We start from the raw sequence: 22,105 nt of genomic DNA on the forward strand, positions 1-22,105 counted from the left end.
CGCGCGCCGCTCGCTTTCGTTTGCGCCGTTGACCTTCTGTTAATGACGATCGCGAGCGCGCGTCGCAACGCCGCAAGTTTCCCCCAGAACACACCCGTATTTCTTCGGACCCCTTAACCAAACCTAAGAGGGAACTGCGCATGATCGCGTCCATTGCAAAGGCGCGCTGAAACAACAAGATTCATGACTTCTATGAACAACAGTAAATATTCCGGCGCGAGCGAGGCTGAGCTCGGCTTTCTCAAGGAAATCGTTAAATTGCTGCCGACCGGCTTGACCGTGCAGGACGCGCAAGGCGAGCTTCTCCTGGTTAACGACACCGCGGCGAACCAGCTCGGCATGGACGGCAGCCGTCCGTCGCCGAATCTCGCGCAGCGCCGGGATGCCTGCCAACGGGCCCTCGCGGCCGGCCAGGCTGTTGTCACCGAGGAAGCGCTGCACGACGGCCCCGCGCGCCGGGTGCTGCTCACCACGCATCGTCCGGTCCGCCTTGCCGGACGCGAGCTGCTGATCTCGACCTCCGCAGACATCACCGAGCAGAAAAATTTCGAGGACCAGCTGTTCCGCTCGGCCTATTTCGACGAGCTGACCGGACTGCCCTCCCGGCGCGTGATCGAGCATCGCGCCAACAACCTGCTGGCGTGCGAGCGTGTCGGCGAACGCTTCGCGCTCGCCTTTCTCGACATCGACAATTTCAAGCACATCAACGACTATTACGGCCACGCGGTCGGCGATATGCTGCTGGTCGAGCTGTCGAAGCGGCTCGGCCGCGACCTGCGCGAGTCCGACATGCTGTCGCGTATCTCCGGCGACGAATTCCTGCTGCTGCTCTCGCCGATCCAGAGCCAGGACGAAGTTGCGGAATTCATGCAATCGACCCTGGAGCGACTGACCGCGCCGTTCTTCCTCGACAATTCGGAGATTTTCGCCTCCACCTCGGTCGGCGTCAGCCTCTATCCGGATCATGGCCGCAACTTCGAGACGCTGCGCCAGAACGCCGACATCGCGATGTACCGCATCAAGAACAACGGCAAAGGATCCGCGGCATTTTTTGACGCCAGCATGGAGCGCGAGGCGCTCGCGCGCATGAAGATCGAGCAGTCGCTGCGGCTCGCCATTCTCGACAAGCGCTTCTGTTGCGCATTCCAGTCCAAGGTCGATATCCGGACGCAGGCCGTAACGGGCATCGAGGCGCTGGTGCGGCTGCGCGACGACGAAGGCGTGATCCAGGCCCCCGGCTCGTTCATCAACCTGGCAGTCGAGCTCGGACTGATCGACGAGCTCACCCATCTCGTGCTCGCCGAGATCGTCAAATCGATCGACCTGATCAACGACACGTTTGGCGCGGACGCCACCATCAGCATCAACGTCGCCGCCAAGCAGGCCGGCAACCCCGCATTCATGCGCACTTTTGCGAAGGCGCTGGAGGAGACCGGCTTTCCCAAGCGCTTCATGATCGAGGTGACCGAGGACGCGTTCGTCGCCAAGAGCCACTTCCAGTCGGAAATCCTGCCGATGTTCCGCAACCTCGGCGTCGGCATCTCCATCGACGATTTCGGCACCGGCTATTCGTCGCTGTCGGCGCTCGCCGACATCACCGCCGACGAGATCAAGATCGACCGCTCCTTCATCACCGACATCCATAAGCGCCCGCGCAGCCAGGGCATTTTGCGCGCGATCGAGTCCTTGAGCGAAGCGCTCGGCATGACCGTGATCGCCGAAGGCCTCGAATCCTACGAGGAGCTCGCCTATCTCCAGGCCGCGACCAAGATCCGCTACGCCCAGGGCTATTATTTCGCCCGGCCGATCTTTTTGGAGGAGCTGAAGCTCGCCACGCCCGCCTCCAGCGAGGCGCGGGTCAGCGTCGCAAACCGCCCGATACAGCAGAACCGGCAGGGCTATTCACGCGCGAGCGGCTATCGGCGCTGACCGCTTCCCGCAGCCTGACCTTGTGTGACCTGAGCAGGCCGATCCAGGGGTGACTACAGCACGAGCCTGCGTGCCCGCGCCGCCGATTTCCGCGGCAACCGCAATCCGTTATGATCCGCGTCAAGCCATTGTCATATGCGCCTCGTGCACGTCCCGCCGGAAGGTGGAATTGCAATGTTGGTCAGGCTGTGCAAATCGCTGTTGCCAAGGAATTTCAATAAGGAGGGATCATCTTGCGTCGATCATTCATCATCACAACAACCATTCTCGGGCTGGCTGCGGCGGCCTCCGCACACGCAGATGATCTCAAGGTCGCGCTGATCTACGGCAAGACCGGTCCACTGGAGGCCTACGCCAAGCAGACCGAGACCGGCCTGCAAATGGGTTTTGAGTACGCCACCAAGGGCACCATGACGCTGGACGGCCGCAAGATCGTCATCATCACCAAGGACGATCAGGGCAAGCCGGACCTCTCCAAGGCCGCGCTCGCCGAGGCCTATCAGGACGACAAGGCCGACATCGCGATCGGCACGACCTCGTCGGCCGCGGCACTCGCCATTCTCCCCGTTGCCGAGGAGAACAAGAAAATCCTGATCGTCGAGCCTGCGGTCGCGGACCAGATTACCGGCGAGAAGTGGAATCGCTACATTTTCCGCACGGCGCGCAACTCCTCGCAGGACGCGATCTCGAACGCAGTCGCAATCGGCAAGCAGGGCGTCACCGTGGCGACGCTGGCGCAGGACTACGCCTTCGGCCGCGACGGCGTCGCCGCCTTCAAGGAAGCGCTCGGCAAGACCGGCGCGACACTCGCAGCGGAAGAATATGCCCCGACTTCGACCACCGATTTCACCGCGGTCGGCCAGCGCCTGTTTGATGCGCTGAAAGATAAGCCGGGCCGCAAGGTGATCTGGGTGATCTGGGCCGGCGCCGGCAATCCGCTGGCAAAGCTCCAGGACATGGACCCGAAGCGCTACGGCATCGAGCTCTCCACCGGCGGCAACATCCTCCCGGCACTCGCAGCCTATAAGGGCCTGCCCGGCATGGAAGGCGCGACCTATTACTATTACGACATCCCGAAGAATCCGGTGAACGACTGGTTCGTCGCCGAGCACCAGAAGCGCTTCAACGCGCCGCCGGACTTCTTCACCGCGGGCGGCTTTGCCGCCGCGATGTCCGTCGTCGCCGCCGTCACCAAGGCGAAGTCGACCGACAGCGAGAAGCTCATCACCGCCATGGAAGGTCTGGAGTTCGACACGCCGAAGGGCAAGATGGTGTTCCGGAAAGAGGACCATCAGGCGCTCCAGAGCATGTATCACTTCAAGGTCAAGGTCGATCCGAACATCGCCTGGGCCGTGCTCGAGCCGGTGCGCGAGCTGAAGATCGAGGACATGGACGTTCCGATCCGCAACAAGCGTTGAGTTTTCTTGCGCCCCCTCCCCCGCTTGCGGGGGAGGGGGCGCAGCGTGATCGCGGAAACACCTCCTCTCATTATTTGCCAGACCAATGACGCTCTCTCTCGAAACCCGCGACCTCACCATCCGCTTCGGCGGCCATGTCGCAGTCAACAACGTCACCTGTACATTTCGCCCGGGCGAGCTCACCGCCATCGTCGGGCCGAACGGCGCCGGCAAGACCACCTATTTCAATTTGATCTCCGGCCAGCTGCGCGCTTCACACGGTAGCATCCTGTTCGACGGCACCGACATCACCCAGCATTCCGCGCCGCTGCGCACCCGCGCTGGCCTCGGGCGCGCCTTCCAGCTGACAAATCTGTTCCCGAACCTGACGGTGGAGGAGAACGTCCGCCTCGCGGTGCAGGCGGCAAACGGCACGCATTACGACATGCTGCGGCCCTGGATGGTTCGCCGCGACCTGATCGCCCGCGCCGCCGCCATCCTCGACCAAGTCGCGCTCGGCAACCGCCGCGGCGTGGCCGCGACGGTGCTGTCGCATGGCGACCAGCGCAAGCTCGAGGTCGCGCTGATGATCGCGCTTGAGCCAAAGGTGTTCATGTTCGATGAGCCGACCGCGGGCATGAGCATCGACGAGGTGCCTGTGGTGCTGAATTTGATTGCGCAACTCAAGCAGGACAAGAGCAAGATCATCCTGCTGGTCGAGCACAAGATGGACGTGGTGCGCTCGCTCGCCGACCGCATCATCGTGCTGCATAACGGACAACTTGTTGCGGATGGCCCGCCGGCCGAGGTGATCGCCTCGCCGATCGTGCAGGAAGCCTATCTCGGCATTGCTCCGAAGAGCGCAGCATGACCGACCTGCTCAAACTCTCCGGCGTGCACACCCATATCGGCCGCTATCACATCCTCCAGGGTATCGATCTCGCCGTCCCGCAGGGACAGACCACCATGCTGCTCGGCCGCAACGGCGCCGGCAAGACCACGACGCTGCGCACCATCATGGGCCTGTGGCAGGCCTCAAGCGGCGAGATCAGCCTCGCCGGCCAGCGTATCGAGAGCCGTGCCACGCCCGACATCGCGCGGCTCGGCGTCGGCTATGTGCCAGAAAGCATGGCGGTGTTCTCCGACCTCACGGTGAAGGAGAATCTGGTGCTGGCGGCGCGCGACGGGCCACTCGACGACACCCAGCTCGAGTGGATCTTTGGCTTCTTCCCGGCGCTGCGCCGGTTCTGGCTGTCGCGCGCGGGCAGCCTCTCGGGTGGACAAAAACAAATGTTGTCGATCGCGCGCGCCATCATCGAGCCGCGAAAACTGCTGTTGATCGACGAGCCGACCAAAGGGCTGGCGCCTGCGATCGTGATGGCGCTGATCGAGTGCTTGAAGGAGATCAAGCGCAAGGGCGCCACCATCCTGCTGGTCGAGCAGAATTTCTTTGCCGCCCGCGAGCTCGGCGACCACGTGCTGGTGATGGACAACGGCACCATCGTCCATCGCGGCGAGATGGCGGCCCTGGCTTCCGACGTGCCGCTGCAGGAGCGGCTGTTGGGCCTGAGCCTGGAGGCGCATCAGTGACTGAACTTGCCGCAACCGATCCGCTGCCGAAGCCCAAGCGCGACATCGCGCCAATCCTGCTGCCGATCGCACTTGCGCTGGTGACGATACCCCTGATCGGCTCGCCCAGCACCTGGCTGACACTGACCGCCGCGAGCCTCGCGATGGGCATGATGATCTTCATCATGGCTTCCGGCCTGACACTCGTATTCGGCCTGATGGACGTGCTCAATTTCGGCCACGGCGCCTTCATCGCGGTCGGCGCTTATGTCGCAACGCTGGTGTTTGCGCCGTTCGCAGCCTCCATTCAGGCCGACTCGCTCTGGATCAACCTCGCGGTGCTGGCGCCGGCGGCGCTGCTGTCGATGGCGGTCTCCGGCGCGCTCGGCCTGATCGTCGAGCGCGTGCTGATCCTCCCCGTCTACGGCCAGCATCTGAAGCAGATCCTGATGACAACGGGCGGCCTGATCGTCGCCGAGCAGACGCTCTATGCGCTGTGGGGGCCACAGATCATCCCGACGCCGCTGCCGACCTCGCTGCGCGGCTCCTTCATCCTCGGCGACGTCGCGATCGCCAAATATCGCGTGCTGGCGACGCTGATCGGGCTTGCCGTCTTCGTCGCGATCCAGCTCGTGCTCAACCGCACCAAGCTCGGCCTTCTGATCCGCGCCGGCGTCGAGAATCGCGAGATGGTGGAAGCGCTCGGCTATCGCATCCGACGGCTGTTCCTCGGCGTGTTCATGACGGGATCGGCGCTCGCAGGCCTCGGCGGCGTGATGTGGGCGCTCTATCGCGAGCAGGTCCATGCCTCCATGAGCGACGAGCTCACCGTCTTGATTTTCGTCGTCGTCATCATCGGCGGCTTGGGGTCGATCGGCGGCTGCTTCATTGGCGCGATTTTGGTGGCGATGGTCGCCAATTACGGCGGCTTCCTGGTGCCGAAGCTCGCCCTCGTCTCCAACATCCTGCTGATGGTCGCCATTCTGATGTGGCGGCCGCGCGGCCTCTATGCGGTAACCAGCCGATGATGATCCTGTCAGGCGACCCGCCGCGCAGCCGCGCCCTCACGCTCGTTCTTGTCGTCATCATCCTGGCGCTGGCGGCAACGCCGTTCCTGTTCCCGGGCGCCAAGGCGCTGAACGTTGCGGCCAAGATCTGCGTCTTCGCCGCGCTCGTTGCCTCCTACGACCTGCTGCTCGGCTACACCGGCTCGGTGTCGTTCGCCCACACCATGTTCTACGGCATCGGCAGCTACGCGGTCGCGATCGCGCTGTATGGGATGGGTCCGAATTGGGCCGCGGTCGCAACCGGCATCGTCGTCGGCCTGCCGCTCGCGGCCCTGCTCGCGCTCGCGATCGGCCTGTTCTCGCTGCGGGTCGCCGCGATCTTCTTTGCCATGATCACGCTCGCGGTCGCCTCCGCCTTCCAGGTGCTGGCCTCGCAGCTGTCCTGGCTGACCGGCGGCGAGGACGGACGCAGCTTTCAATTGCCCGAGCTGCTGCGCCCCGGCACGGTGCTGGTCTCGAAAAGCCTGTTCGGCTTCGAGATCAACGGCCGGACCCTGACCTACTATCTGGTGTTCGCGGTCTCGGCCCTGATGATCCTCGGCCTGTTGCGGGTGGTAAACTCGCCGTTCGGGCGTGTGCTCCAGGCGATCCGCGAGAACCGTTTTCGCGCCGAGGCGCTCGGCTTCCGCACCGTCTTCCACCTGACCTATGCCAACTGCCTCGCCGCACTGGTCGCCGCCAGCGCCGGCATGCTGAACGCGCTGTGGCTGCGCTATGCCGGCCCCGACACCTCGCTCAGTTTCTCGATCATGCTGGACATCCTGCTGATGGTGGTGATCGGCGGCATGGGCACGATCTACGGCGCGATCATCGGCGCCACGATCTTCATCCTTGCCCAGAACTATCTGCAATCGCTGATGGGCGTCGCCTCGAAGGCGGCGGCGGAGGCCGGCCTGCCGCTGCTGCCGGGACTGCTGCACCCGGACCGCTGGCTGCTGTGGCTCGGGTTGCTGTTCATTGCCAGCGTCTACTTTTTCCCGACCGGCGTGGTCGGACGGCTGCGCAATGTGGGCGGCGACAAGAGCCCGGGCGCCTCGCATTAAGCAGCGATTCATGATGCAGCGCAGCGTTTGTTGCAGATGATGTGCAACCATGACGTTATTCGCGTCCTGCTCTACGCCGATGCGACTGCGCAACCGGATTAATCCTTAGGTAACTGGTTTTCCTAAGCTTTAGGCCATTTGTGCGGTGTATTTCTGTTCCTCCAGGGGGAGGAAATGCGCGACGTATTTTCAGGGATGGCAGTCAGACTGTCGCTAGCCGCAAGGGGCGGCTGGGACGCCGCCACGCGGCGCGGCCCCGTGCTGTGGCTGACACTATCAGGCGCATTGCTGGTCGCCGGCATCTTCGTCGTGACCGCCATGGCCTCCGGCGAATTCCGCGAGCGCACACTGGCGAACCGCGAGCGCGAGCTGGAAAATACCGTTCAGCTGATCGCGCGGCATTTCGATCAGCAATTTGAGGACTCCGACGTCATCGCGGCCGACCTGATCGGGCAGATGCATCTGCCGGAGATCTCCTCGCCGCAGATGTTCCGCGAGCGCATGTCGGGGCCTGAAGCCAGCCGGATGCTGAGGAGCAAGATCAGCGCGGTCTCCTATCTCGGCGACATCGCGATCTACGATGCCGATGGCGAGCTGATCAGCTGGTCGCGGCCCCGGCCGCTCCCCAAGATCAATGTGTCGGCGCGCGCCTACTTCCAGACCTTCAGATCGAATCCGATGTCGGAGCCGGTGCTGCTGGAATCCGTGCGCAGCCTCCTGATCGGCAAATGGACCACGATCGTCGCACGCCGGCTGAGTCTGCCGGACGGCACCTTCGTCGGCGCGATGGTCCGGCGGATCGATCCCGACAGCTATCAACGCTATTTCGCGTCCGTCGCGCTGGCCGAGGGCGCCGCCATCTCGCTGTTCGACCGCGAAGGCACGATGCTGGCGCGCTACCCGCATGTCGAGGAGTTGATCGGGACCAACTACAAGAACGCACCGTTGATGCAGAAAGTGCTGGCCAAAGGCGGTCAGCACACGCTTCGCGTCAAGAGCCCGGTCGACGGTGAGGATCGGCTCGGCTCGGCCGCGTCGCTAACCCATTTCCCGCTGGTCATCGTCGCGACCAACACCATGTCGGCTGCGCTTGCGGACTGGCGGCAGCAAACCGGATTCATGGTCACCACCGCAACGCTTTCGGCGGCCGTGATCGCGCTGATCCTGTTCCTGATCATCCGCCAGATCAAACGGCAGAATCGCGAGGCCCAGGAGCGGATCGAATCGGAGCGGCAGCGGCTCGACACCGCCCTCAACAACATGTCGCAAGGGCTGATCCTGTACGACGCCGCCGGATACATCGTCACCTGCAACCGCCGCTATGCCGACATGTTCGGCCTGTCCGCGGACGTCATCAAACCCGGCTGCCACATCATCGAGGCGATGCACCATCGCAAGGAACGCGGAGCGTTCAATGGCGACGTCGAGGCGTTTTGCGCCGACGTCATGAGGGTCGTCGCCGAAGGCACGGTTTCCACCAGGATGCACGAGCTGCCGAACGGCTGCGCCTTCCAGGTCATCAACACCCCGCTCGCGCAGGGCGGATGGGTCGCCACGATCGAGGAGATCACCGAGCGGCGCAGTTTGGAGCAGGAGCGCGACCGCAACTACACGTTCCTTCGCGAGATCATCGACCATATCCCGTCGCAGATCACGGTGAAGGATGCCCGCACGCGGCAATATCTGCTGGTCAACCGCACCGCCGCAGAGCAATTCGGCCAATCGCACGAAGCCGTCGTTGGCAAGACCCCCTTCGACATATACCCGGATGACACCGCCAGGCTCGTCACCGACGACGACAGCAAGGCGCTGCAAGCGGCCACGGGATTGTACAAGGACGAACATCCCTGGCCGAGCCAAACCAAGGGACTGCGCTACATCACCTCGACCCGGATCGGCATCCGCGATAAGTCCAGCGAGCCGCGCTACCTCATCAATGTCGTCGAGGATGTCACCGAACGGCGGAGCGCCCATGAGAAGATCGCGCATATGGCGCATTTCGACGCGCTGACCGACCTGCCGAACCGTGCGCTGTTCCGCGAGCAGATCGAACGCGAGCTGGAAAAGGTCGCAAGCGGCGAGCAGTTCGCGCTGCTCTATATCGACGTCGACGAGTTCAAGGGCATCAACGATTCGCTCGGCCATCATGTCGGCGACGAGCTGTTGAAGGCGATCGCGGGCCGCATCCGCGCCTGCCTCAAGCCGGGCGACCTGATCGCGCGGCTCGGCGGCGACGAATTCGCCGTCATCCACACCAAAATCGAATCGTCCGCCGACGTGCTGTCCTTCGTGACGCGGATTCATGAAGCGATCCGCCGCCCCTATCATTGTCTCGGCCATCAGCTCTCCACCGACGCGAGCATCGGCATCGCGCTGGCGCCGCAGGACGGCAACGATCTCGACCAGCTCATCAAGAACGCCGACCTCGCGATGTACGGCGCCAAGGCGGAAGGGCGGCGCACCTACCGCTTCTTCGTGCCTGAGATGGATGCGAGCGCCAAGGCTCGCCTCACCATGGAGCAGGATCTGCGCCAGGCTCTGGTCGATGGCGGCTTCGAGCTGCACTACCAGCCTCTGGTCAATCTGCACTCGGGCGAAGTCTCCGGCTGCGAGGCGCTGCTGCGCTGGCGCCATCTCGAGCGCGGCATGATATCGCCGGCCGAGTTCATTCCGATCGCCGAGGATACCGGCCTGATCAACGAGCTCGGCGACTGGGTGCTGCGCACCGCCTGCAACGAGGCCGCGACCTGGCCCGCCCATGTGCGCCTCGCGGTCAACGTCTCGCCGGTGCAGCTCAAATGCGACACCCTGGCGCTGAAGATCGCCGGCGCGCTGGCCGCCTCCGGGCTCGAGCCGCGGCGACTCGAGATCGAGATCACCGAGGCCGTGCTGATCCGCGACGACGAAGCCGCGCTCTCGATCCTGCACCAGCTCCGCTCGATCGGCGTGCGCATCGCGCTCGACGATTTCGGCACCGGCTATTCGTCGCTGAGCTATCTGAAGCGCTTCCCGTTCGACAAGATCAAGATCGACCGCTGCTTCGTCGCCGACATCGCCGACGCCAGCGGCGCACCCGTGATCGTGCAGGCTGTGGTGAACATCGCCGCCGCCAGCAACATGACCACGGTCGCCGAAGGCGTCGAGACCGAGGCGCAGCGCGAGATGCTGCGCGCGCTCGGCTGCACCGAGATGCAGGGCTATCTGTTCAGCAAGCCGAAGCCGGCGGCCGAGGTGCGCAAGCTGTTCGGACCGGGCGATGCCGTGCCGGTAGCGGCGGTGGCCTGAGATGGCAAAGCGAGGCAAGACTCCGGCCAAAACCGTCGACGTAGCGGATTCCTACGCGGTGCGGCTGATGCAGCATCTTGTGGTGCCGACATTCGTGATCGACCCGAAGCGTCGTGTCGTGATCTGGAACAGAGCCTGCGAGCGGCTGACCGGCGTGGCTGCGTCGGAAGTGATCGGCACCACGAAGCACTGGCAAGCCTTCTACGAGTCCAAGCGCCCTTGTCTCGCCGATCTGGTCGCGCTCGACCGCCCCGAGCAGCTCCCGGAGTATTATTCGGAGTACGCCGCGCGCGGCCACAACGGCCTCGGCTTCAGCGCGGAAAACTGGTGCGTGATGCCGCGGCTCGGCAACCAGCTCTATCTCGCGATCGATGCTGGCCCCATCCACGACGAGGCCGGCAATCTGATTGCGGTGGTGGAAACGCTGCGCGACCTCACCGGCCAGAAGCGCGCCGAGACGGCGTTGAAAGAGCTCGCGACCAAGGACGGCCTCACCGGACTGTCCAACCGCCGCTCCTTCGATGAGATGCTGATGTCGGAATGGTCGCGTGCGCAGCAGACGCAGCGGCCGATGTCGCTGCTGTTCGTCGACGTCGATCATTTCAAGCTGTTCAACGACCAGCACGGCCACCAGACCGGCGACGAGTGCCTGCGGGCGGTCGCCGATGTCGTCAGCCGGCATGCGCTGCGCCCGCTCGACCTCGCCAGCCGCTATGGCGGCGAGGAATTCGCGCTGATCCTGCCCGATATGAGTTGCGACGATGCCTGCGTCATCGCCGAGGAGATCCGCCGTGCCGTGATGGCCTTAGCGATCGCCCATGGTGCCATTGGGGCCGGCAACCACGTCACCCTCAGCGTTGGCGTGGCCAGCCACATTCCCGGAGAAGCCGACGGCGGCCCCGACCGGCTGCTCGGCTCGGCCGATCAGGCGCTCTACGCCGCCAAACGGCTCGGCCGCAACCGCGTCATCTGCGCTGAGCGGATGCTGGCCGAATTCGCCGGCCTCGGCCGGGACGGCGTGCAAGTTCCGAGCTCCACCGCCCGCAAATCAGCCTAGATTGCCGCGGCAAGACCGGTTGCCCGCCCCGCGCCAATCGGCTAAATGAACCCTCGTTGCACCCGTAGCTCAGCTGGATAGAGCGTTGCCCTCCGAAGGCAAAGGTCACACGTTCGAATCGTGTCGGGTGCGCCACTCAAATCCGCTATTTATTGAAATGTACCGGAACGCGCCCTCGGCAGGGCAAGGACGAACGCCAAACATTCATTTGGAACGTCCGTTGCCTGCCTGATTGGGGACCGCCGGGTCTATCTGCAACCTGCGGATCCTACGGCGGTGGCGCGTGGCGCACCGACGGAGCTAAGAGACGAGTCTGGTGCGAAGGCGCCCGTACTCGGTATCGGTTATCGATCCAGACTTCTTGAGCTGATCGAGCTTGGCAAGTTCGTCTGCGGCACTGAAGCCGACGATGTTACGCAACTCCTCGCGCGTCCGTTGCGCCTGCTCCGCGCTGCGTTCGGCCATGCCTCTGCCTTGGGTGATAAGATACGCAAAAATGCCGAAATAGGAGGTCAGAACCAGCGCGAGCACCCACAATACCTTACCCCATCCGGAGATGTCGTGGCGCCTGAACAGATCGCCGTAGATGACGATGAGCAGCCAGAACCAGACGACAAATGCGAATACGGCAATCATATCCATCAGGAAATTTCGATAGGTGAATCCCTCTTGTGCGAAGAACATTGCGATCTCCTTGTTGCGTTGCCGTTCTCGACCTTTGCCGCCATCAAGCCTGACCGCTCACCGGCAGTACCGATGCGACACGCGGTGCGACCTTCCGCTTTGCGTGCGATGCCAGCAGCTGCCGTTTCTCCAATAATATCTGTGCCAATGGTGATGCCGACGGTTGGCTCCGGCGATGGCTCCGGCCGTAGCTCCTATCGCAGCGCCACGACGACCGCCGACGGCACCTCCGATAACCGCACCGCGAAGCGCACTCTGGCCAAAGGATTCGCTGGAAGGGAGCATTCCTGCGAGCGAGAGCAGAATGACCAATAGCGAAAGCTTTCGCATCTGGTGTTCCTTTCTTCGATTGATCGCTTCTGTAGGGGCGGCGCGTTCGCTGGTCGCCACGACCTGGATATCACTGGCCGCCCAATCGAAAAATCCGAACAATCACATTCGCACCTGAGGGTTTTATCGGATTAACCCCTTGGATTATTCGTGCCTGGGGCACCATCTCACCGCAGAAACAATTAGCGCCGCCGCGAGGAGGCGTAGCGCGGATTGATGCCGCAATAGGCGCTCGTGCCGGAGGCGGTGGCCAGGCATTGCGCACGGGTGGCGAATTGGCAATTGCCGGGAAAGCCAGCGTGGCGACCGCGCAGGCAGTATCGATCTGCCGCGGCAGCCTGGGCTGGTACTGAGAAGACCTGAACCAAAAGCATGGTGACCGATGCCAGCACCGGAACAGTGAGATGCATTTCAACCCCCTTCTGATGGAGGTGAGTATACGGGCGACACCGAGGTGAGACCGTCAGTAAAAGCCCCAACCAGACGCGGGTTGTCTGTTGAGAGGACCTCCGGAGAGACGGGTGCTCACGGAATGGCAACGAGCTCAAGCTGCGGTTGAACACCTCGATGCCGGGCTTTTTGTTTCTAAATGTTTCTAATTGTTCCTTGGCAATACTCGGCAACCGGTCTTGCGCGATTCCGAAGGCTCCGCGCCAGCTCGCGTCGCTACCACCGCGCAACCGGGCAGATCCAGCTGCCTGGGCGAACTCAGGACACAAAGCACGGAAAGCCACCATGACCTCGATTTCGGGCCTCTCCTCCCACCACCACCGCGCATCGCCGTTGCAGCGGCTGCAGGACGAACTGCAATCGGAAGTCAGCTCCGGCACGATCAGTTCGTCCGATCAGTCGGCACTGTCCTCCGCGCTCAGCGACATTGACTCGGCTTTGCAATCAAGCAGCCTGAGCGATCAATCCAGCGGCAGCACATCATCGTCCGACAGCATCAAGTCGAAGATCGATGATCTGATCCAGCAGGCGGTTTCGGCCGGCAAGCTGACCGACCAGCAGGCGACCGAGCTGCAAGGCGTTTTCAAAGCAGCGTTCTCGCATGGACCAGATGGCGCGGGCGGACCGCCGCCGGCCGGCGGACCTCCTCCGGCCAACGGCGCGGATGGCTCATCCAGCGGCAATTCGGTGGTGGACCTGCTTCAGCAATTCCTTCAGTCGCTGAAAGACTCGCTCACGGGCTCGACCTCCTCCAGCACGACGGGATCAAGCGACACGACGACGACAAGCGCGTCTGCTGCGACCAGCAGCACCGATAGCTCGTCAAGCGGCACCTCGGCGACGGACCTGCTCGAACAATTCCTTCAGTCGCTGAAAAACTCGCTCGCGGATTCGACCTACAGCGGGACGGGACCAAACGGCACGACGAATCCAAGCGACCCTTCGCTGTCCGGCGTCCTTCTCAACGACCGGATCTGATATCAGAGACGCGCAACCATCCTTCAGCCCCGAAGAATGGTTGTTCTGTTGCTACAGTTGTCCTCAAGCTGGGAATTTGTCGCCGAACATCGGCAGACCGCTGCGTGATTGTGCCTGCGTGGCCTCGTCCTGGATCACGTCCCAGTGCTCGACGAGAACTTCGTTTTCCATGCGCACGATATCCGCGACGACCCACGCCGCCGGCAGGCCGTGACCGCTGAATCGCCCGTGGGGGTCGAAACTCCGACTTGCCGTGATAATCCACCCGGTCTCTGGAGCGGACCATGTTGACAGGCCCCTCCCCGTCCAAAGCCTTGCTAGCGGCTTCGAGTGTGGCCGCGCTACATCCCACGGTTTCCATTTTCGCTCTCCAGTTCGGCCGACAATGATGCGCATGAAGGTCGATCGAAGCCCTTCTCGCGTAAGCAGGCGGACGGAAATCGTAGCGAACTCTCGCACCTTGGCCGTCAGATATTTGCGGGTCAGATAAACCGCGAGCAGCCGGCCCGCAATGAACAGCTTGTTGGGGAGCCCCGTTCAAAGGCGATCGACGTGATCTCTCCGACCCGCATCGTCGGGTGGCTGCGATTTTGCCGGACAGTCAGAAAGCGCCGATCGTAATCGCCCGCTTCAAGGGGCCACGCTTTTCTACGCACTCGACCAGAAACCTGGCGAGTGAGCGCTTCGATATGGTCTCAAACGAGGACCACCGATCGCTCTTGTCGATGAGGGGCATCTCTTCGTCCTTCTCGGTCAAGCCAGGCGGGCGGATGATGGTCCAGCCTACTCGCGATGCCCGAATAGCGGCCTCGGCTGCAGCATGATCCAGGTACGCGTCGTGGATGCTGCTCATCCGCAGGATGATACGAAACAGCATCGCATGTCTGCCCCGGTCCTCCCCAACTCCGAAAGCGCTGAGATACACAAAGTGTTGCGAGCCACTGCCGATAGCATTGAGAGTAGCGGCTGCGCTCCGGCGAAGAATGTCAGGGGGTGACGTTCGCTTCGCGAAAAGGCTTTTGGATGCCCGCTTCTGGCCAATGCACGACACGACCGCATCGCAACCAGCAACGGCCTTCGACACAAAGCCGGTGTCGGTGAGATCGCCGTTCTCCTGCGAAAATCGTGTCGCTGGTTGACGTGGCAGAGCTGGCGATCGGGACACCGCAACTACGTCGTGGCCGTTGGCCAGTAGTTTATCGACGACCAGGGCTCCGATGCTCCCGGTCGCTCCCAAAACCGCGACCTTCATGCCCTGCCCCCCTTCTCGATCTCATGGAAGAAGCTGGTTAGCCGCGCAGCGGTCCCGTCAGGGCCGTCGCTGGCATAGGTAAGCCCAGGAAGGGCGAGAACTTCACTCCCAGTATCCAGCGAACTGATCGTCACTGCAGCACTCCGAAGGAACAATTTGTTCCTTACGATAAGCGAACGCGTTATACGCACAAGAACGCATGAAAATGTTCTTTACGAACAGGCGTGTTCGTACTGGAGGAGTGACGGTGCCGACCGAGGCCACGCCTGAAGAATTCGACCGGATGGATCCGCGCGTCGAGTGTCGTTCTCTCGCACAAATAATCGACAGGGTCGGAGACAAGTGGACCGTTATGGTCCTGGGCAACCTGTCAGAGGGAACGCATCGGTTTAACGAACTCATGCGAGACATACCGGGCATTTCGCACCGAATGCTCACTCTGACATTAAGAGGACTGGAGCGCGACGGTCTATTGCGGCGGACTGCGTTCGCCACGGTGCCCCCGCGCGTCGAATATGCTCTCACACCTCTGGGATTCACATTGACCAAGCCGCTCGCTGTTCTAGCTGAATGGGCACGGCACAATAGGCATGAAATCGAAGAAGCTCAGCAGCTATACGACTCGAAGGATTGAGCAATGTAGTTCCGCAGAATATCGCATTCGCAAGGCTCGATGCGGGCGCGACGCTCGCGCTGCCCGCTCCTCAAGCTGGGAACTTGTCGCCGAACATCGGCAGACCGCTGCGTGATTGTGCCTGCGTGGCCTCGTCCTGGATCACGTCCCAGTGCTCGACGAGAACTTCGTTTTCCATGCGCACGATATCCGCGACGACCCACGCCGCCGGCAGGCCGTGACCGCTGAACCGCCCGTGGAGAATGACGAAATCACCCGTCGCTGCCACAATGTGGTTTTCGTAGCGCAGCGTCGCGGGCAAGCTCCTTACCAGATCGAACAGACCGTCACGGCCCGGTGGAATATGCGCGCTGTGCTGGATGTAGCGGGGCGACCAGAAGCGCTCGGCGGCAGCGTAGTCGCGCTTGTTGAAGAGCGTATCAAACGCGTTCAGGACGATTTGCACCCGACCGTCTTCGCCCGACTTGATCATGATCGTGCCCTTTGCCAGGCCCGGAGGTTATTTCCGGACCAGCGGGATTTGCAGATTGGTCGGCCGGTTCTGCTCGGTATCGAAGCCACGGCCGTCGATATTGCGCGCGCCCCAGAACAGCAGATCGCCTCTGAGATAAACGAGGTCGTACTCCATGAAATTCGTCCCTTCCTTGAGACCGAAGGGAACGAACGTCTTGCCGAATATGCTCTGGGGCGCGTTGACGGCCCAGGGCGCGTATCCGGCTGACGCGACCTTGTTCAGCACATCGACAAATCCCGGCACCAGCGGCGTGACCTCGTAGGTCTCGTCGGCGACGAAATCGACCTTCTGCGCGCCGGGAGCGATCGGATGCGCGCCCTGCCACAGCATGTGGCCGCCGATCCTGATGCGCACGAGCGGCACGGCCCCGTAGGGATCGGCCGAGTTGACGACCTCGAGTTCGAACCGATCGGACGGCAGATATCTGAAGGTGCGCTTGAGGTAGAACGGCTTGAGCGAACCGTCGGGGTTCTTGCTGGGCCGCACCTCCGGTGCGATGCTTTCCCAGCTTCCGAGCACCGCCTCTTTGATCTTGGTGACGTCCGTATCCATGCCGCCTGCTCTTATCTGGTTGGGTGGGGATTGCGCTGCGGCTCCGCCGATTCCTGTCATCACCAGAACGAGCAGCAACAACGTTTTAATGCCGTGACACATGCGCGTGCTTTCATCTCGTCCGCCTCGTGGACGGAGCGCGGCGACGATCATGCCCTGCCTGCCAGGCAGACCCCGGTTATGTTTCGCGTCTTGCTATAAAAGCCGCTAGCGAGCCTGAAAAAGACTTTGTAGGCTGGCCCCATGCCTGCGAGATATGGCCCTCAAGACATGGCCTCAAGACATGGGGAATTAGGATGGAGCTACGGCATCTCCGCTACTTCATCGCCGTCGCCGACGCCGGTAGTCTGACCGTAGCGGCCGAACAGACGCTCCACACGTCTCAGCCATCTCTCAGCCGGCAGATCCGGGATCTCGAACAAGAGGTCGGCGTTCAGTTGATGCATCGCAGCGCCCACGGCGTCGAGTTGACGTCGGCCGGCAGGGCTTTTCTGGACCATGCGCGGATGGCGCTGCTTCAGGCCGAGGCTGCAAAGGAGGCGGCACTGCGAGCAGCTCAGCCGCCGAAGCCGACATTCGCGCTCGGCTTTCTGTCGGGCGCCGAAATCGGCCTGCTGCCCGAGGTGGACCGGCTCCTGCGCGGCGCGTTTCCGGGTCTCGAAATCCGCCTGTCGAGCGAATATTCTCCCGTGCTCGCCAAAGCCCTGATAAGGCGCAAGCTCGATGCGGCTTTCATGCGGCGGGAAGAGAACATGGGCGACAACATGGGCGATCTGGCCTGCCGTCGCGTTCGCACCGACCCGCTGATTTTTGTCTTCCCGAGCGATCATCGCCTGGCATCGCATGCGACCGTCGCGCCGCAGGAGATCGCAAGCGAGACCTTCTACCTTCCGTCCAGGGCTGCACCCGCGGTGCGCAGCGTCGTCCTGGACTATTTCAACCGCGCAGGCATCGATCTCAAGCCGGAGCATGAGGTGCACAACGTCGTGCACGCAATATCGATGATCACATCGACGCGCGGGATCATGATGTTGCCGGCTTACACAAAACGGTACCTGCCCGAGCAGATCACCACCCGTCCGGTGCTGGGAGAAGCCCCTACGATCGATCTGGTCCTCCGCTTATCACAAGGCCAACAATTCGCCGATTCTGAAGCTGCTGCTTTCGCGGGTCGGCAAGCTCGCCGGGGCTCCCTAGCCGCTTAGCTGCGCCGTGCCTGCTTCGCGGCACGGCGCAAGCGTCGGCTTGACAGCACCGATCACGGTCAGTGCCTGGCGTGCTCGAACACCACGATCACGCCAGTCGGCTCGGGCTCGTGTGCCGTCAATCGCGTCAGATCCGCATCGCTCCATTCGGCAAGGCTGACGACTTCGCCCGTCTGACGTTCCGCGCCGGGCGATGGGGTGGGCTCGAGCACCTTGAGCCCGCTCTCGTCGACAAAAAATGTATGCTCGCCGAACATGCTGTTGAGCTGGGGCATGGCGGGATGCTCGTCGGGGAGCACCTGGGCGCCGAGTTGATTGATGGTCTGCTTCACTTGCTCGGATGTGAGCTTCATGTGCTGCTCCGTTTCTGTCCCGTCCGGTTTCATTGGCTGAGGCAAAGGCGGGAGTTCCCTGGGCCTTTGTTCAGCTGGCTCAAGCTCCCGAACTGGTGCAGCGCGCAAATGTTCCTGGACGATGGATTTTGTGATGAGGCGGTTCGTCTGCCGCGCCTTCAGCACGCTGACGCCACATCATGCACATCATTCCGACGCCGGCCGGTCACGCCCCCGGAGGTCTAGAGGTCGAAATTCGTGGGCAGCATGATGACGTCGCGAATCGTCATGCCGCGCGGCCGCGTCAGCATGAACATCACGACCTCGGCCACGTCGCTGGCCTCCAATAGGCTTCCCGACTCCCTCGCCTCCTTCAGCTTCTCCGCGGGCCAGTCCGCGAGCAGCGCCGTGACGACAGGACCGGGCGACACTGACCCAACGCGGATGCCGTGCTTGAACACCTGGCGCCGCACCGTCTGCACGAAACAATCGATCGCCCATTTCGACGATGCATAGACGGGCTCCCACGGCGTCGGGAAATGGGCCGCGAGCGAGCTCGTGACAATGATGTCGCCGCTCCGGCGCTCGATCATGTGAACAAGCGCGTCGCGCACGTTCTTCATCACGACGTTGATGTTCAGGTTCAGCATTCGGTCGATCGCACCATGATCGGCATCGACGAGATCGCCGCCGACATAGGCGCCCGCATTGGCATGCAGGATGTCGAGCTGGCCCGCCTTCTCCAGAACTTGCGGCAGCAGCGTGGCGCAGTCTTTGGGGTCAAGGAGATCGATGACGAGCGGGATCACGGCATCGCCGTGCTTGTCGCGAAGCGCCTTCAGTGCGCCCGCGTCGCGGTCGACCGTCACCACGCGCGCGCCTGCGGCCAGCATCGCTTCGGTGCTGGCCAATCCGATGCCCGACGCGGCCCCCGTCACGACGGCAATTTTGCCTTCCAGCTCGTCGGCCATAGGTTCCTCCCGATCGCATGACACCAAACGGCGCCGCACACCCTACTCGCCTCTGACCTCGCCGACCGACAGCGCGCAGATGCGCGACAGATGTGTGTAGGGCAGGCCGGTCTCCTTGGCCCAGGCGTTGAACTGCGCCTGCACCTTGGCGAGATCGCCCTTGGACTTCACCTCTTCGGCGATATCGAGGCCGGCATCGCGCAGACAGGCAACGACGTCCCTGGACGTGACAAAGCCGTCCCAGCCGACGAAGCGCAGCAGCATCTGACCGGTGTTGCCGCCCAACCGGCTGCCACGCTTGACCAGGAGATTGAGCAGGCCGATCTCGTCGGACGACGGCCACGCCGCCAGAAACTTGCCAAAACTGCCGTGCTCTTTTGCGATCTCCTGCACGAAGGCGGCGTTGTCGCGCACCGACATGATCTTGGCGCCGTTGCGCACGATGCGCGTGTCGCGCAGCAGAGCTTCCCAATAGTCTTCGGGCTGAAAGGTGAGCTTGGCCGGCGCAAAGCGCAGGAACGCGTCTTCAAAACCATCCCATTTGGTATCGATCACGCTCCATGCAAAGCCCGCGCAAAACACCCGCCTGGTCATCTCGGCGAGGATGCGGTCGTCGCCAAGCCTGGCCAGCCGCTTCGGATCGGGCTTGTCAGGCATCAGTCTGTCGAGCGCCTTGGGCCCGCCCTTGCGCTTCTCGGCGCGGGCACGAATGGTCTTGAACGAGGTCATGCGGTCACCGCGTTGAGGCCGCGCCACGACATCAGAATTCGACGACCCGGTCCAGCCCTGCGACGCACCGACACTTGCGCCGGCGACGAAGCCGTGCTGGTCTGCTTCTTGCTTCATAAATTTTTCGAATTCCCTTTTATTTTCAATCTCCCACCGACGGACATTCAATGCGCTGCCTGGTCGTGGCCGACCTGCACTATTCGCTGCCGCAGTTCGACTGGCTGGTCAGCGCGGCACCGCAATTCGACCTGGTGATCTTTGCCGGCGATGCGCTGGACATCGGCTCGATGGTGGATTTCCGCGCCCAGATCGTGGTGGTGAAGAAATACCTCGCGCTTCTGACCGCGCAGACCAAGGTCATCCTCTGCTCCGGCAATCACGACCTCGACGAGCGCAATGCGGAAGGCGAGAAGATCTCTCGCTGGATCTCGGAGGTGCGCGAGCTCGGCATCGCCTGCGATGGCGACAACCTCACCATCGGCGACACGCTGTTCACGGTGTGCCCATGGTGGGATGGACCACTGGTCAAGCAGCGCCTTGCCGACCAGCTGCGCGATGCCTCCGTGAACCGTCCGCCACGATGGATCTGGGCGCATCACGCGCCGCCGGCGAATTCACCGACGAGCTGGGGCGGCAAGCGCTTCTTCGGCGATGTCGAGCTGGTGCAGTGGATCATGCAGTATCAGCCGTCGATGGTGATCTCGGGCCATGTGCATCAGTCGCCCTTCATCAAGGACGGTTCGTGGTTCGACCGGCTGGGCCAGACCTGGGCGTTCAACGCCGGCCTGCAATCCGGACGACCGCCGACGCACATCGTGCTGGATCTCGATGCGAACAAGGCGTTCTGGCTGGCCGCCGGAGAAGCGCAATGGATCGATCTCAGTGCACCGCTGAAACGGCCAGCCGCTTACGTCGAGGATCCGCCGGACTGGCTTACATCCTTGGGTCGGATTGCCGATCCGAGCCTGGCGAGACCTCGAGCGGCGGCAGGTTGATCATGCTCTGGAGCACTTCGCTGACCATCGCGAGGTGCGTGCCGTGGCCGGCATATTGCCGCTTGAGATCGGCGAGATAGGTGTTGGCGACGTTGAGCCGCTGCGCCAGCGTGCGCGCGAGCAGGAGCGCCACCTCCGGCCGCTGTATGAGGAACGACGCCGCGTCCTCGAATTCGTAGATGATCGAATCCGCGCAGGCCCGCACCGTTGCGGTATGCGGCAGCCCGAGCAGCACGGACATCTCGCCGAACACCGCGCCAGGCTCGGCGATGGTCGCGACCACCATGTCGCCCTTGAGCACTTCGAGCTTCCCCTCCACAAGCACGTAGAGGTGGCCGCTGCTGGTGCCGCCCTCGCTGACAACGAGCGTGCCGGCCACAACCTGCCGCTCTGTTCCGCCGGTGCAATGATCCAGGACTGCGCGCATCTTGCGAAAACTCCCGCCACGAGTGGGCAGTAGAGCACGATCCGCAGAAACGTGCAGCGGTTTTCGAGCGCGCCATACGCCCGTTCGGCAAGCCCGGTCAGCGCGACAGGCGTTTTGCGAGGTGAACCGACTGCCAGTCCCCAAGGCCGCTATCCCTGAACCCGGCCTTCTTCGCAAGGCCGCGCATTTCAGCGTTCACTCGCGTGGTCTCGCCGGCGATCATGGCGTGGCCGAGATCGATCGCGCGCGTTTCCATCGCTGTCATCATGTGGAAGCCAAGGCCCATGCGTTGGAAGGCATCGGCGACCGAGATGGCAAATTCGCCGTGCCGGGCCGTCGCATCATAGGCGTATCGCGTTTCGCCGACGATCGTGCTCCGCCCGTCACGCCGGAGTTCGGCGAGCAGCGTGAAATGGTCAGGATGGTCCGTCCTTGAGAGGCATTCGGCCGCCACCACTGCAACATCGGCGCGCGCTCCCATGAAGCGCTTGTTCCGCGATGTTGTGGAAAGGCCAGTGAAGTAGATCGAGAGATTCTCCACATCGGATGCGCCGGCAGCCCTGATGTAGATCGCGCCTTTCGCCTTGGCCAGCTCGGCCGGCTCGACGACGGCACCCGAAAATATCTGAGACATGTACGGCGCTCTCGGCAGGTTGCGTGGACCGCACACCTAACCGAGACCGCATACTGACCGCTTGGACATTG

At 62.8% G+C, this 22,105-nt stretch carries 23 protein-coding genes and 1 tRNA gene; 14 read left to right on the forward strand and 10 right to left on the reverse strand.

The annotated features are described in order from the left end of the window. Positions 1–192 precede the first annotated feature (192 nt). The 9 genes from UB31_RS06305 to UB31_RS06345 all read left to right on the forward strand — a co-directional run bounded on the left by UB31_RS06305 (position 193) and on the right by UB31_RS06345 (position 11,482). Positions 193–1,929, forward strand: a complete 1,737-nt coding sequence (locus UB31_RS06305; RefSeq protein WP_045010236.1) for a putative bifunctional diguanylate cyclase/phosphodiesterase — start codon at positions 193–195, stop codon at positions 1,927–1,929. Positions 1,930–2,162: 233 nt separating this feature from the next. Then, positions 2,163–3,347, forward strand: a complete 1,185-nt coding sequence (locus UB31_RS06310) for a substrate-binding domain-containing protein (protein WP_045005974.1) — start codon at positions 2,163–2,165, stop codon at positions 3,345–3,347. Positions 3,348–3,432: 85 nt separating this feature from the next. Then, positions 3,433–4,197 carry an ABC transporter ATP-binding protein gene (locus tag UB31_RS06315; protein ID WP_045010237.1) on the forward strand — a complete coding sequence of 255 codons (765 nt, stop codon included), beginning with the start codon at positions 3,433–3,435 and terminating at the stop codon, positions 4,195–4,197. After that, positions 4,194–4,916: an ABC transporter ATP-binding protein gene (locus UB31_RS06320; RefSeq protein ID WP_045010238.1), complete on the forward strand. Its 723-nt coding sequence runs from the start codon at positions 4,194–4,196 to the stop codon at positions 4,914–4,916. Before UB31_RS06315 ends, UB31_RS06320 begins: the two co-directional genes overlap by 4 nt. Continuing rightward, a complete protein-coding gene (locus UB31_RS06325; protein ID WP_045010239.1) occupies positions 4,913–5,923 on the forward strand; it encodes a branched-chain amino acid ABC transporter permease in 1,011 nt (336 codons plus the stop codon). Before UB31_RS06320 ends, UB31_RS06325 begins: the two co-directional genes overlap by 4 nt. Then, entirely contained in the window at positions 5,920–7,005 is a 1,086-nt protein-coding gene (locus tag UB31_RS06330; protein WP_197090773.1) for a branched-chain amino acid ABC transporter permease, read from the forward strand. The genes UB31_RS06325 and UB31_RS06330 overlap by 4 nt, the downstream gene beginning before the upstream one ends. A gap of 174 nt (positions 7,006–7,179) precedes the next feature. After that, positions 7,180–10,290, forward strand: coding sequence for a bifunctional diguanylate cyclase/phosphodiesterase (locus UB31_RS06335; protein WP_045010241.1), 3,111 nt, complete (start codon positions 7,180–7,182; stop codon positions 10,288–10,290). A 1-nt stretch (position 10,291) separates the two neighbouring features. After that, positions 10,292–11,347 (forward strand): sensor domain-containing diguanylate cyclase, encoded by a 1,056-nt coding sequence (locus UB31_RS06340; RefSeq protein WP_045010242.1) that lies wholly within the window; start codon positions 10,292–10,294, stop codon positions 11,345–11,347. Between the two features lie 58 nt (positions 11,348–11,405). Continuing rightward, a tRNA-Arg gene (locus UB31_RS06345) sits at positions 11,406–11,482 on the forward strand. A gap of 165 nt (positions 11,483–11,647) precedes the next feature. On the opposite strand, the gene UB31_RS06350 is transcribed toward UB31_RS06345, so the two are convergent. Beyond that, positions 11,648–12,031, reverse strand: coding sequence for a PLD nuclease N-terminal domain-containing protein (locus tag UB31_RS06350; protein WP_045005984.1), 384 nt, complete (start codon positions 12,029–12,031; stop codon positions 11,648–11,650). 304 nt (positions 12,032–12,335) lie between these two features. Between UB31_RS06350 and UB31_RS42045 the strand changes: the two genes are divergently transcribed. Then, on the forward strand, positions 12,336–12,479 hold the full coding sequence (locus UB31_RS42045; protein ID WP_197090774.1) for a hypothetical protein: 144 nt from the start codon (positions 12,336–12,338) through the stop codon (positions 12,477–12,479). 64 nt (positions 12,480–12,543) lie between these two features. Here the strand turns inward: UB31_RS42045 and UB31_RS06355 are convergent, their stop codons facing one another. Further along, entirely contained in the window at positions 12,544–12,771 is a 228-nt protein-coding gene (locus tag UB31_RS06355) for a DUF3551 domain-containing protein (RefSeq protein WP_045010243.1), read from the reverse strand. 145 nt (positions 12,772–12,916) lie between these two features. Here UB31_RS06355 and UB31_RS06360 point away from each other — a divergent pair, with 145 nt between their 5' ends. Further along, positions 12,917–13,789 (forward strand): hypothetical protein, encoded by an 873-nt coding sequence (locus UB31_RS06360; protein WP_245305953.1) that lies wholly within the window; start codon positions 12,917–12,919, stop codon positions 13,787–13,789. A 601-nt stretch (positions 13,790–14,390) separates the two neighbouring features. Here the strand turns inward: UB31_RS06360 and UB31_RS06370 are convergent. Then, positions 14,391–15,041, reverse strand: a complete 651-nt coding sequence (locus UB31_RS06370) for an NAD(P)-dependent oxidoreductase (protein ID WP_045010246.1) — start codon at positions 15,039–15,041, stop codon at positions 14,391–14,393. A 283-nt stretch (positions 15,042–15,324) separates the two neighbouring features. On the opposite strand from UB31_RS06370, the gene UB31_RS06375 reads away from it, so the two are divergent. Then, positions 15,325–15,675, forward strand: a complete 351-nt coding sequence (locus UB31_RS06375) for a winged helix-turn-helix transcriptional regulator (protein ID WP_045006031.1) — start codon at positions 15,325–15,327, stop codon at positions 15,673–15,675. Between the two features lie 70 nt (positions 15,676–15,745). Here UB31_RS06375 and UB31_RS06380 read toward each other — a convergent pair whose 3' ends face one another. Together UB31_RS06380 and UB31_RS06385 are read right to left on the reverse strand one after the other, a co-directional pair. After that, entirely contained in the window at positions 15,746–16,147 is a 402-nt protein-coding gene (locus UB31_RS06380) for a nuclear transport factor 2 family protein (RefSeq protein ID WP_045010247.1), read from the reverse strand. Between the two features lie 27 nt (positions 16,148–16,174). Continuing rightward, a complete protein-coding gene (locus UB31_RS06385) occupies positions 16,175–16,741 on the reverse strand; it encodes a hypothetical protein (RefSeq protein ID WP_045010248.1) in 567 nt (188 codons plus the stop codon). Between the two features lie 296 nt (positions 16,742–17,037). On the opposite strand from UB31_RS06385, the gene UB31_RS06390 reads away from it, so the two are divergent. Beyond that, the gene (locus tag UB31_RS06390; protein WP_245305954.1) at positions 17,038–17,946 is read left to right on the forward strand and encodes a LysR substrate-binding domain-containing protein; all 909 of its coding nucleotides are present in this window, start codon (positions 17,038–17,040) and stop codon (positions 17,944–17,946) included. Between the two features lie 59 nt (positions 17,947–18,005). Here UB31_RS06390 and UB31_RS06395 read toward each other — a convergent pair whose 3' ends face one another. The 3 genes from UB31_RS06395 to UB31_RS06405 all read right to left on the reverse strand — a co-directional run bounded on the left by UB31_RS06395 (position 18,006) and on the right by UB31_RS06405 (position 19,978). Next, positions 18,006–18,299 (reverse strand): hypothetical protein, encoded by a 294-nt coding sequence (locus UB31_RS06395; protein ID WP_045006032.1) that lies wholly within the window; start codon positions 18,297–18,299, stop codon positions 18,006–18,008. 221 nt (positions 18,300–18,520) lie between these two features. Continuing rightward, positions 18,521–19,249, reverse strand: coding sequence for an SDR family oxidoreductase (locus UB31_RS06400; protein ID WP_045010249.1), 729 nt, complete (start codon positions 19,247–19,249; stop codon positions 18,521–18,523). A gap of 42 nt (positions 19,250–19,291) precedes the next feature. Continuing rightward, the gene (locus tag UB31_RS06405; protein WP_045006033.1) at positions 19,292–19,978 is read right to left on the reverse strand and encodes a DNA-3-methyladenine glycosylase I; all 687 of its coding nucleotides are present in this window, start codon (positions 19,976–19,978) and stop codon (positions 19,292–19,294) included. Positions 19,979–20,145: 167 nt separating this feature from the next. Here UB31_RS06405 and UB31_RS06410 point away from each other — a divergent pair, with 167 nt between their 5' ends. Continuing rightward, entirely contained in the window at positions 20,146–20,973 is an 828-nt protein-coding gene (locus UB31_RS06410) for a metallophosphoesterase family protein (RefSeq protein WP_045005993.1), read from the forward strand. Here UB31_RS06410 and UB31_RS06415 read toward each other — a convergent pair. Together UB31_RS06415 and UB31_RS06420 are read right to left on the reverse strand one after the other, a co-directional pair. Further along, a complete protein-coding gene (locus tag UB31_RS06415; protein ID WP_045006034.1) occupies positions 20,912–21,400 on the reverse strand; it encodes a Crp/Fnr family transcriptional regulator in 489 nt (162 codons plus the stop codon). The genes UB31_RS06410 and UB31_RS06415 overlap by 62 nt on opposite strands. A gap of 97 nt (positions 21,401–21,497) precedes the next feature. After that, positions 21,498–22,034 carry a GNAT family N-acetyltransferase gene (locus UB31_RS06420; protein ID WP_045010250.1) on the reverse strand — a complete coding sequence of 179 codons (537 nt, stop codon included), beginning with the start codon at positions 22,032–22,034 and terminating at the stop codon, positions 21,498–21,500. Positions 22,035–22,105 lie beyond the last annotated feature (71 nt).

The organism is Bradyrhizobium sp. LTSP849, from assembly GCF_000938255.1.
Classification (GTDB): Bacteria; Pseudomonadota; Alphaproteobacteria; order Rhizobiales; family Xanthobacteraceae; genus Bradyrhizobium.

Bases quoted from the DNA above. Each gene is read 5' to 3' on its own strand.
- UB31_RS06305 (WP_045010236.1), top strand. From the start codon at position 193: ATGAACAACAGTAAATATTCCGGCGCGAGCGAGGCTGAGCTCGGCTTT.
- UB31_RS06315 (WP_045010237.1), top strand. From the start codon at position 3,433: ATGACGCTCTCTCTCGAAACCCGCGACCTCACCATCCGCTTCGGCGGC.
- UB31_RS06320 (WP_045010238.1), top strand. From the start codon at position 4,194: ATGACCGACCTGCTCAAACTCTCCGGCGTGCACACCCATATCGGCCGC.
- UB31_RS06330 (WP_197090773.1), top strand. From the start codon at position 5,920: ATGATGATCCTGTCAGGCGACCCGCCGCGCAGCCGCGCCCTCACGCTC.
- UB31_RS06335 (WP_045010241.1), top strand. From the start codon at position 7,180: ATGCGCGACGTATTTTCAGGGATGGCAGTCAGACTGTCGCTAGCCGCA.
- UB31_RS06340 (WP_045010242.1), top strand. From the start codon at position 10,292: ATGGCAAAGCGAGGCAAGACTCCGGCCAAAACCGTCGACGTAGCGGAT.
- UB31_RS06350 (WP_045005984.1), bottom strand. From the start codon at position 12,031: ATGTTCTTCGCACAAGAGGGATTCACCTATCGAAATTTCCTGATGGAT.
- UB31_RS42045 (WP_197090774.1), top strand. From the start codon at position 12,336: ATGACCAATAGCGAAAGCTTTCGCATCTGGTGTTCCTTTCTTCGATTG.
- UB31_RS06355 (WP_045010243.1), bottom strand. From the start codon at position 12,771: ATGCATCTCACTGTTCCGGTGCTGGCATCGGTCACCATGCTTTTGGTT.
- UB31_RS06370 (WP_045010246.1), bottom strand. From the start codon at position 15,041: ATGAAGGTCGCGGTTTTGGGAGCGACCGGGAGCATCGGAGCCCTGGTC.
- UB31_RS06375 (WP_045006031.1), top strand. From the start codon at position 15,325: ATGGATCCGCGCGTCGAGTGTCGTTCTCTCGCACAAATAATCGACAGG.
- UB31_RS06380 (WP_045010247.1), bottom strand. From the start codon at position 16,147: ATGATCAAGTCGGGCGAAGACGGTCGGGTGCAAATCGTCCTGAACGCG.
- UB31_RS06385 (WP_045010248.1), bottom strand. From the start codon at position 16,741: ATGGATACGGACGTCACCAAGATCAAAGAGGCGGTGCTCGGAAGCTGG.
- UB31_RS06390 (WP_245305954.1), top strand. From the start codon at position 17,038: ATGGAGCTACGGCATCTCCGCTACTTCATCGCCGTCGCCGACGCCGGT.
- UB31_RS06395 (WP_045006032.1), bottom strand. From the start codon at position 18,299: ATGAAGCTCACATCCGAGCAAGTGAAGCAGACCATCAATCAACTCGGC.
- UB31_RS06400 (WP_045010249.1), bottom strand. From the start codon at position 19,249: ATGGCCGACGAGCTGGAAGGCAAAATTGCCGTCGTGACGGGGGCCGCG.
- UB31_RS06405 (WP_045006033.1), bottom strand. From the start codon at position 19,978: ATGACCTCGTTCAAGACCATTCGTGCCCGCGCCGAGAAGCGCAAGGGC.
- UB31_RS06410 (WP_045005993.1), top strand. From the start codon at position 20,146: ATGCGCTGCCTGGTCGTGGCCGACCTGCACTATTCGCTGCCGCAGTTC.
- UB31_RS06415 (WP_045006034.1), bottom strand. From the start codon at position 21,400: ATGCGCGCAGTCCTGGATCATTGCACCGGCGGAACAGAGCGGCAGGTT.
- UB31_RS06420 (WP_045010250.1), bottom strand. From the start codon at position 22,034: ATGTCTCAGATATTTTCGGGTGCCGTCGTCGAGCCGGCCGAGCTGGCC.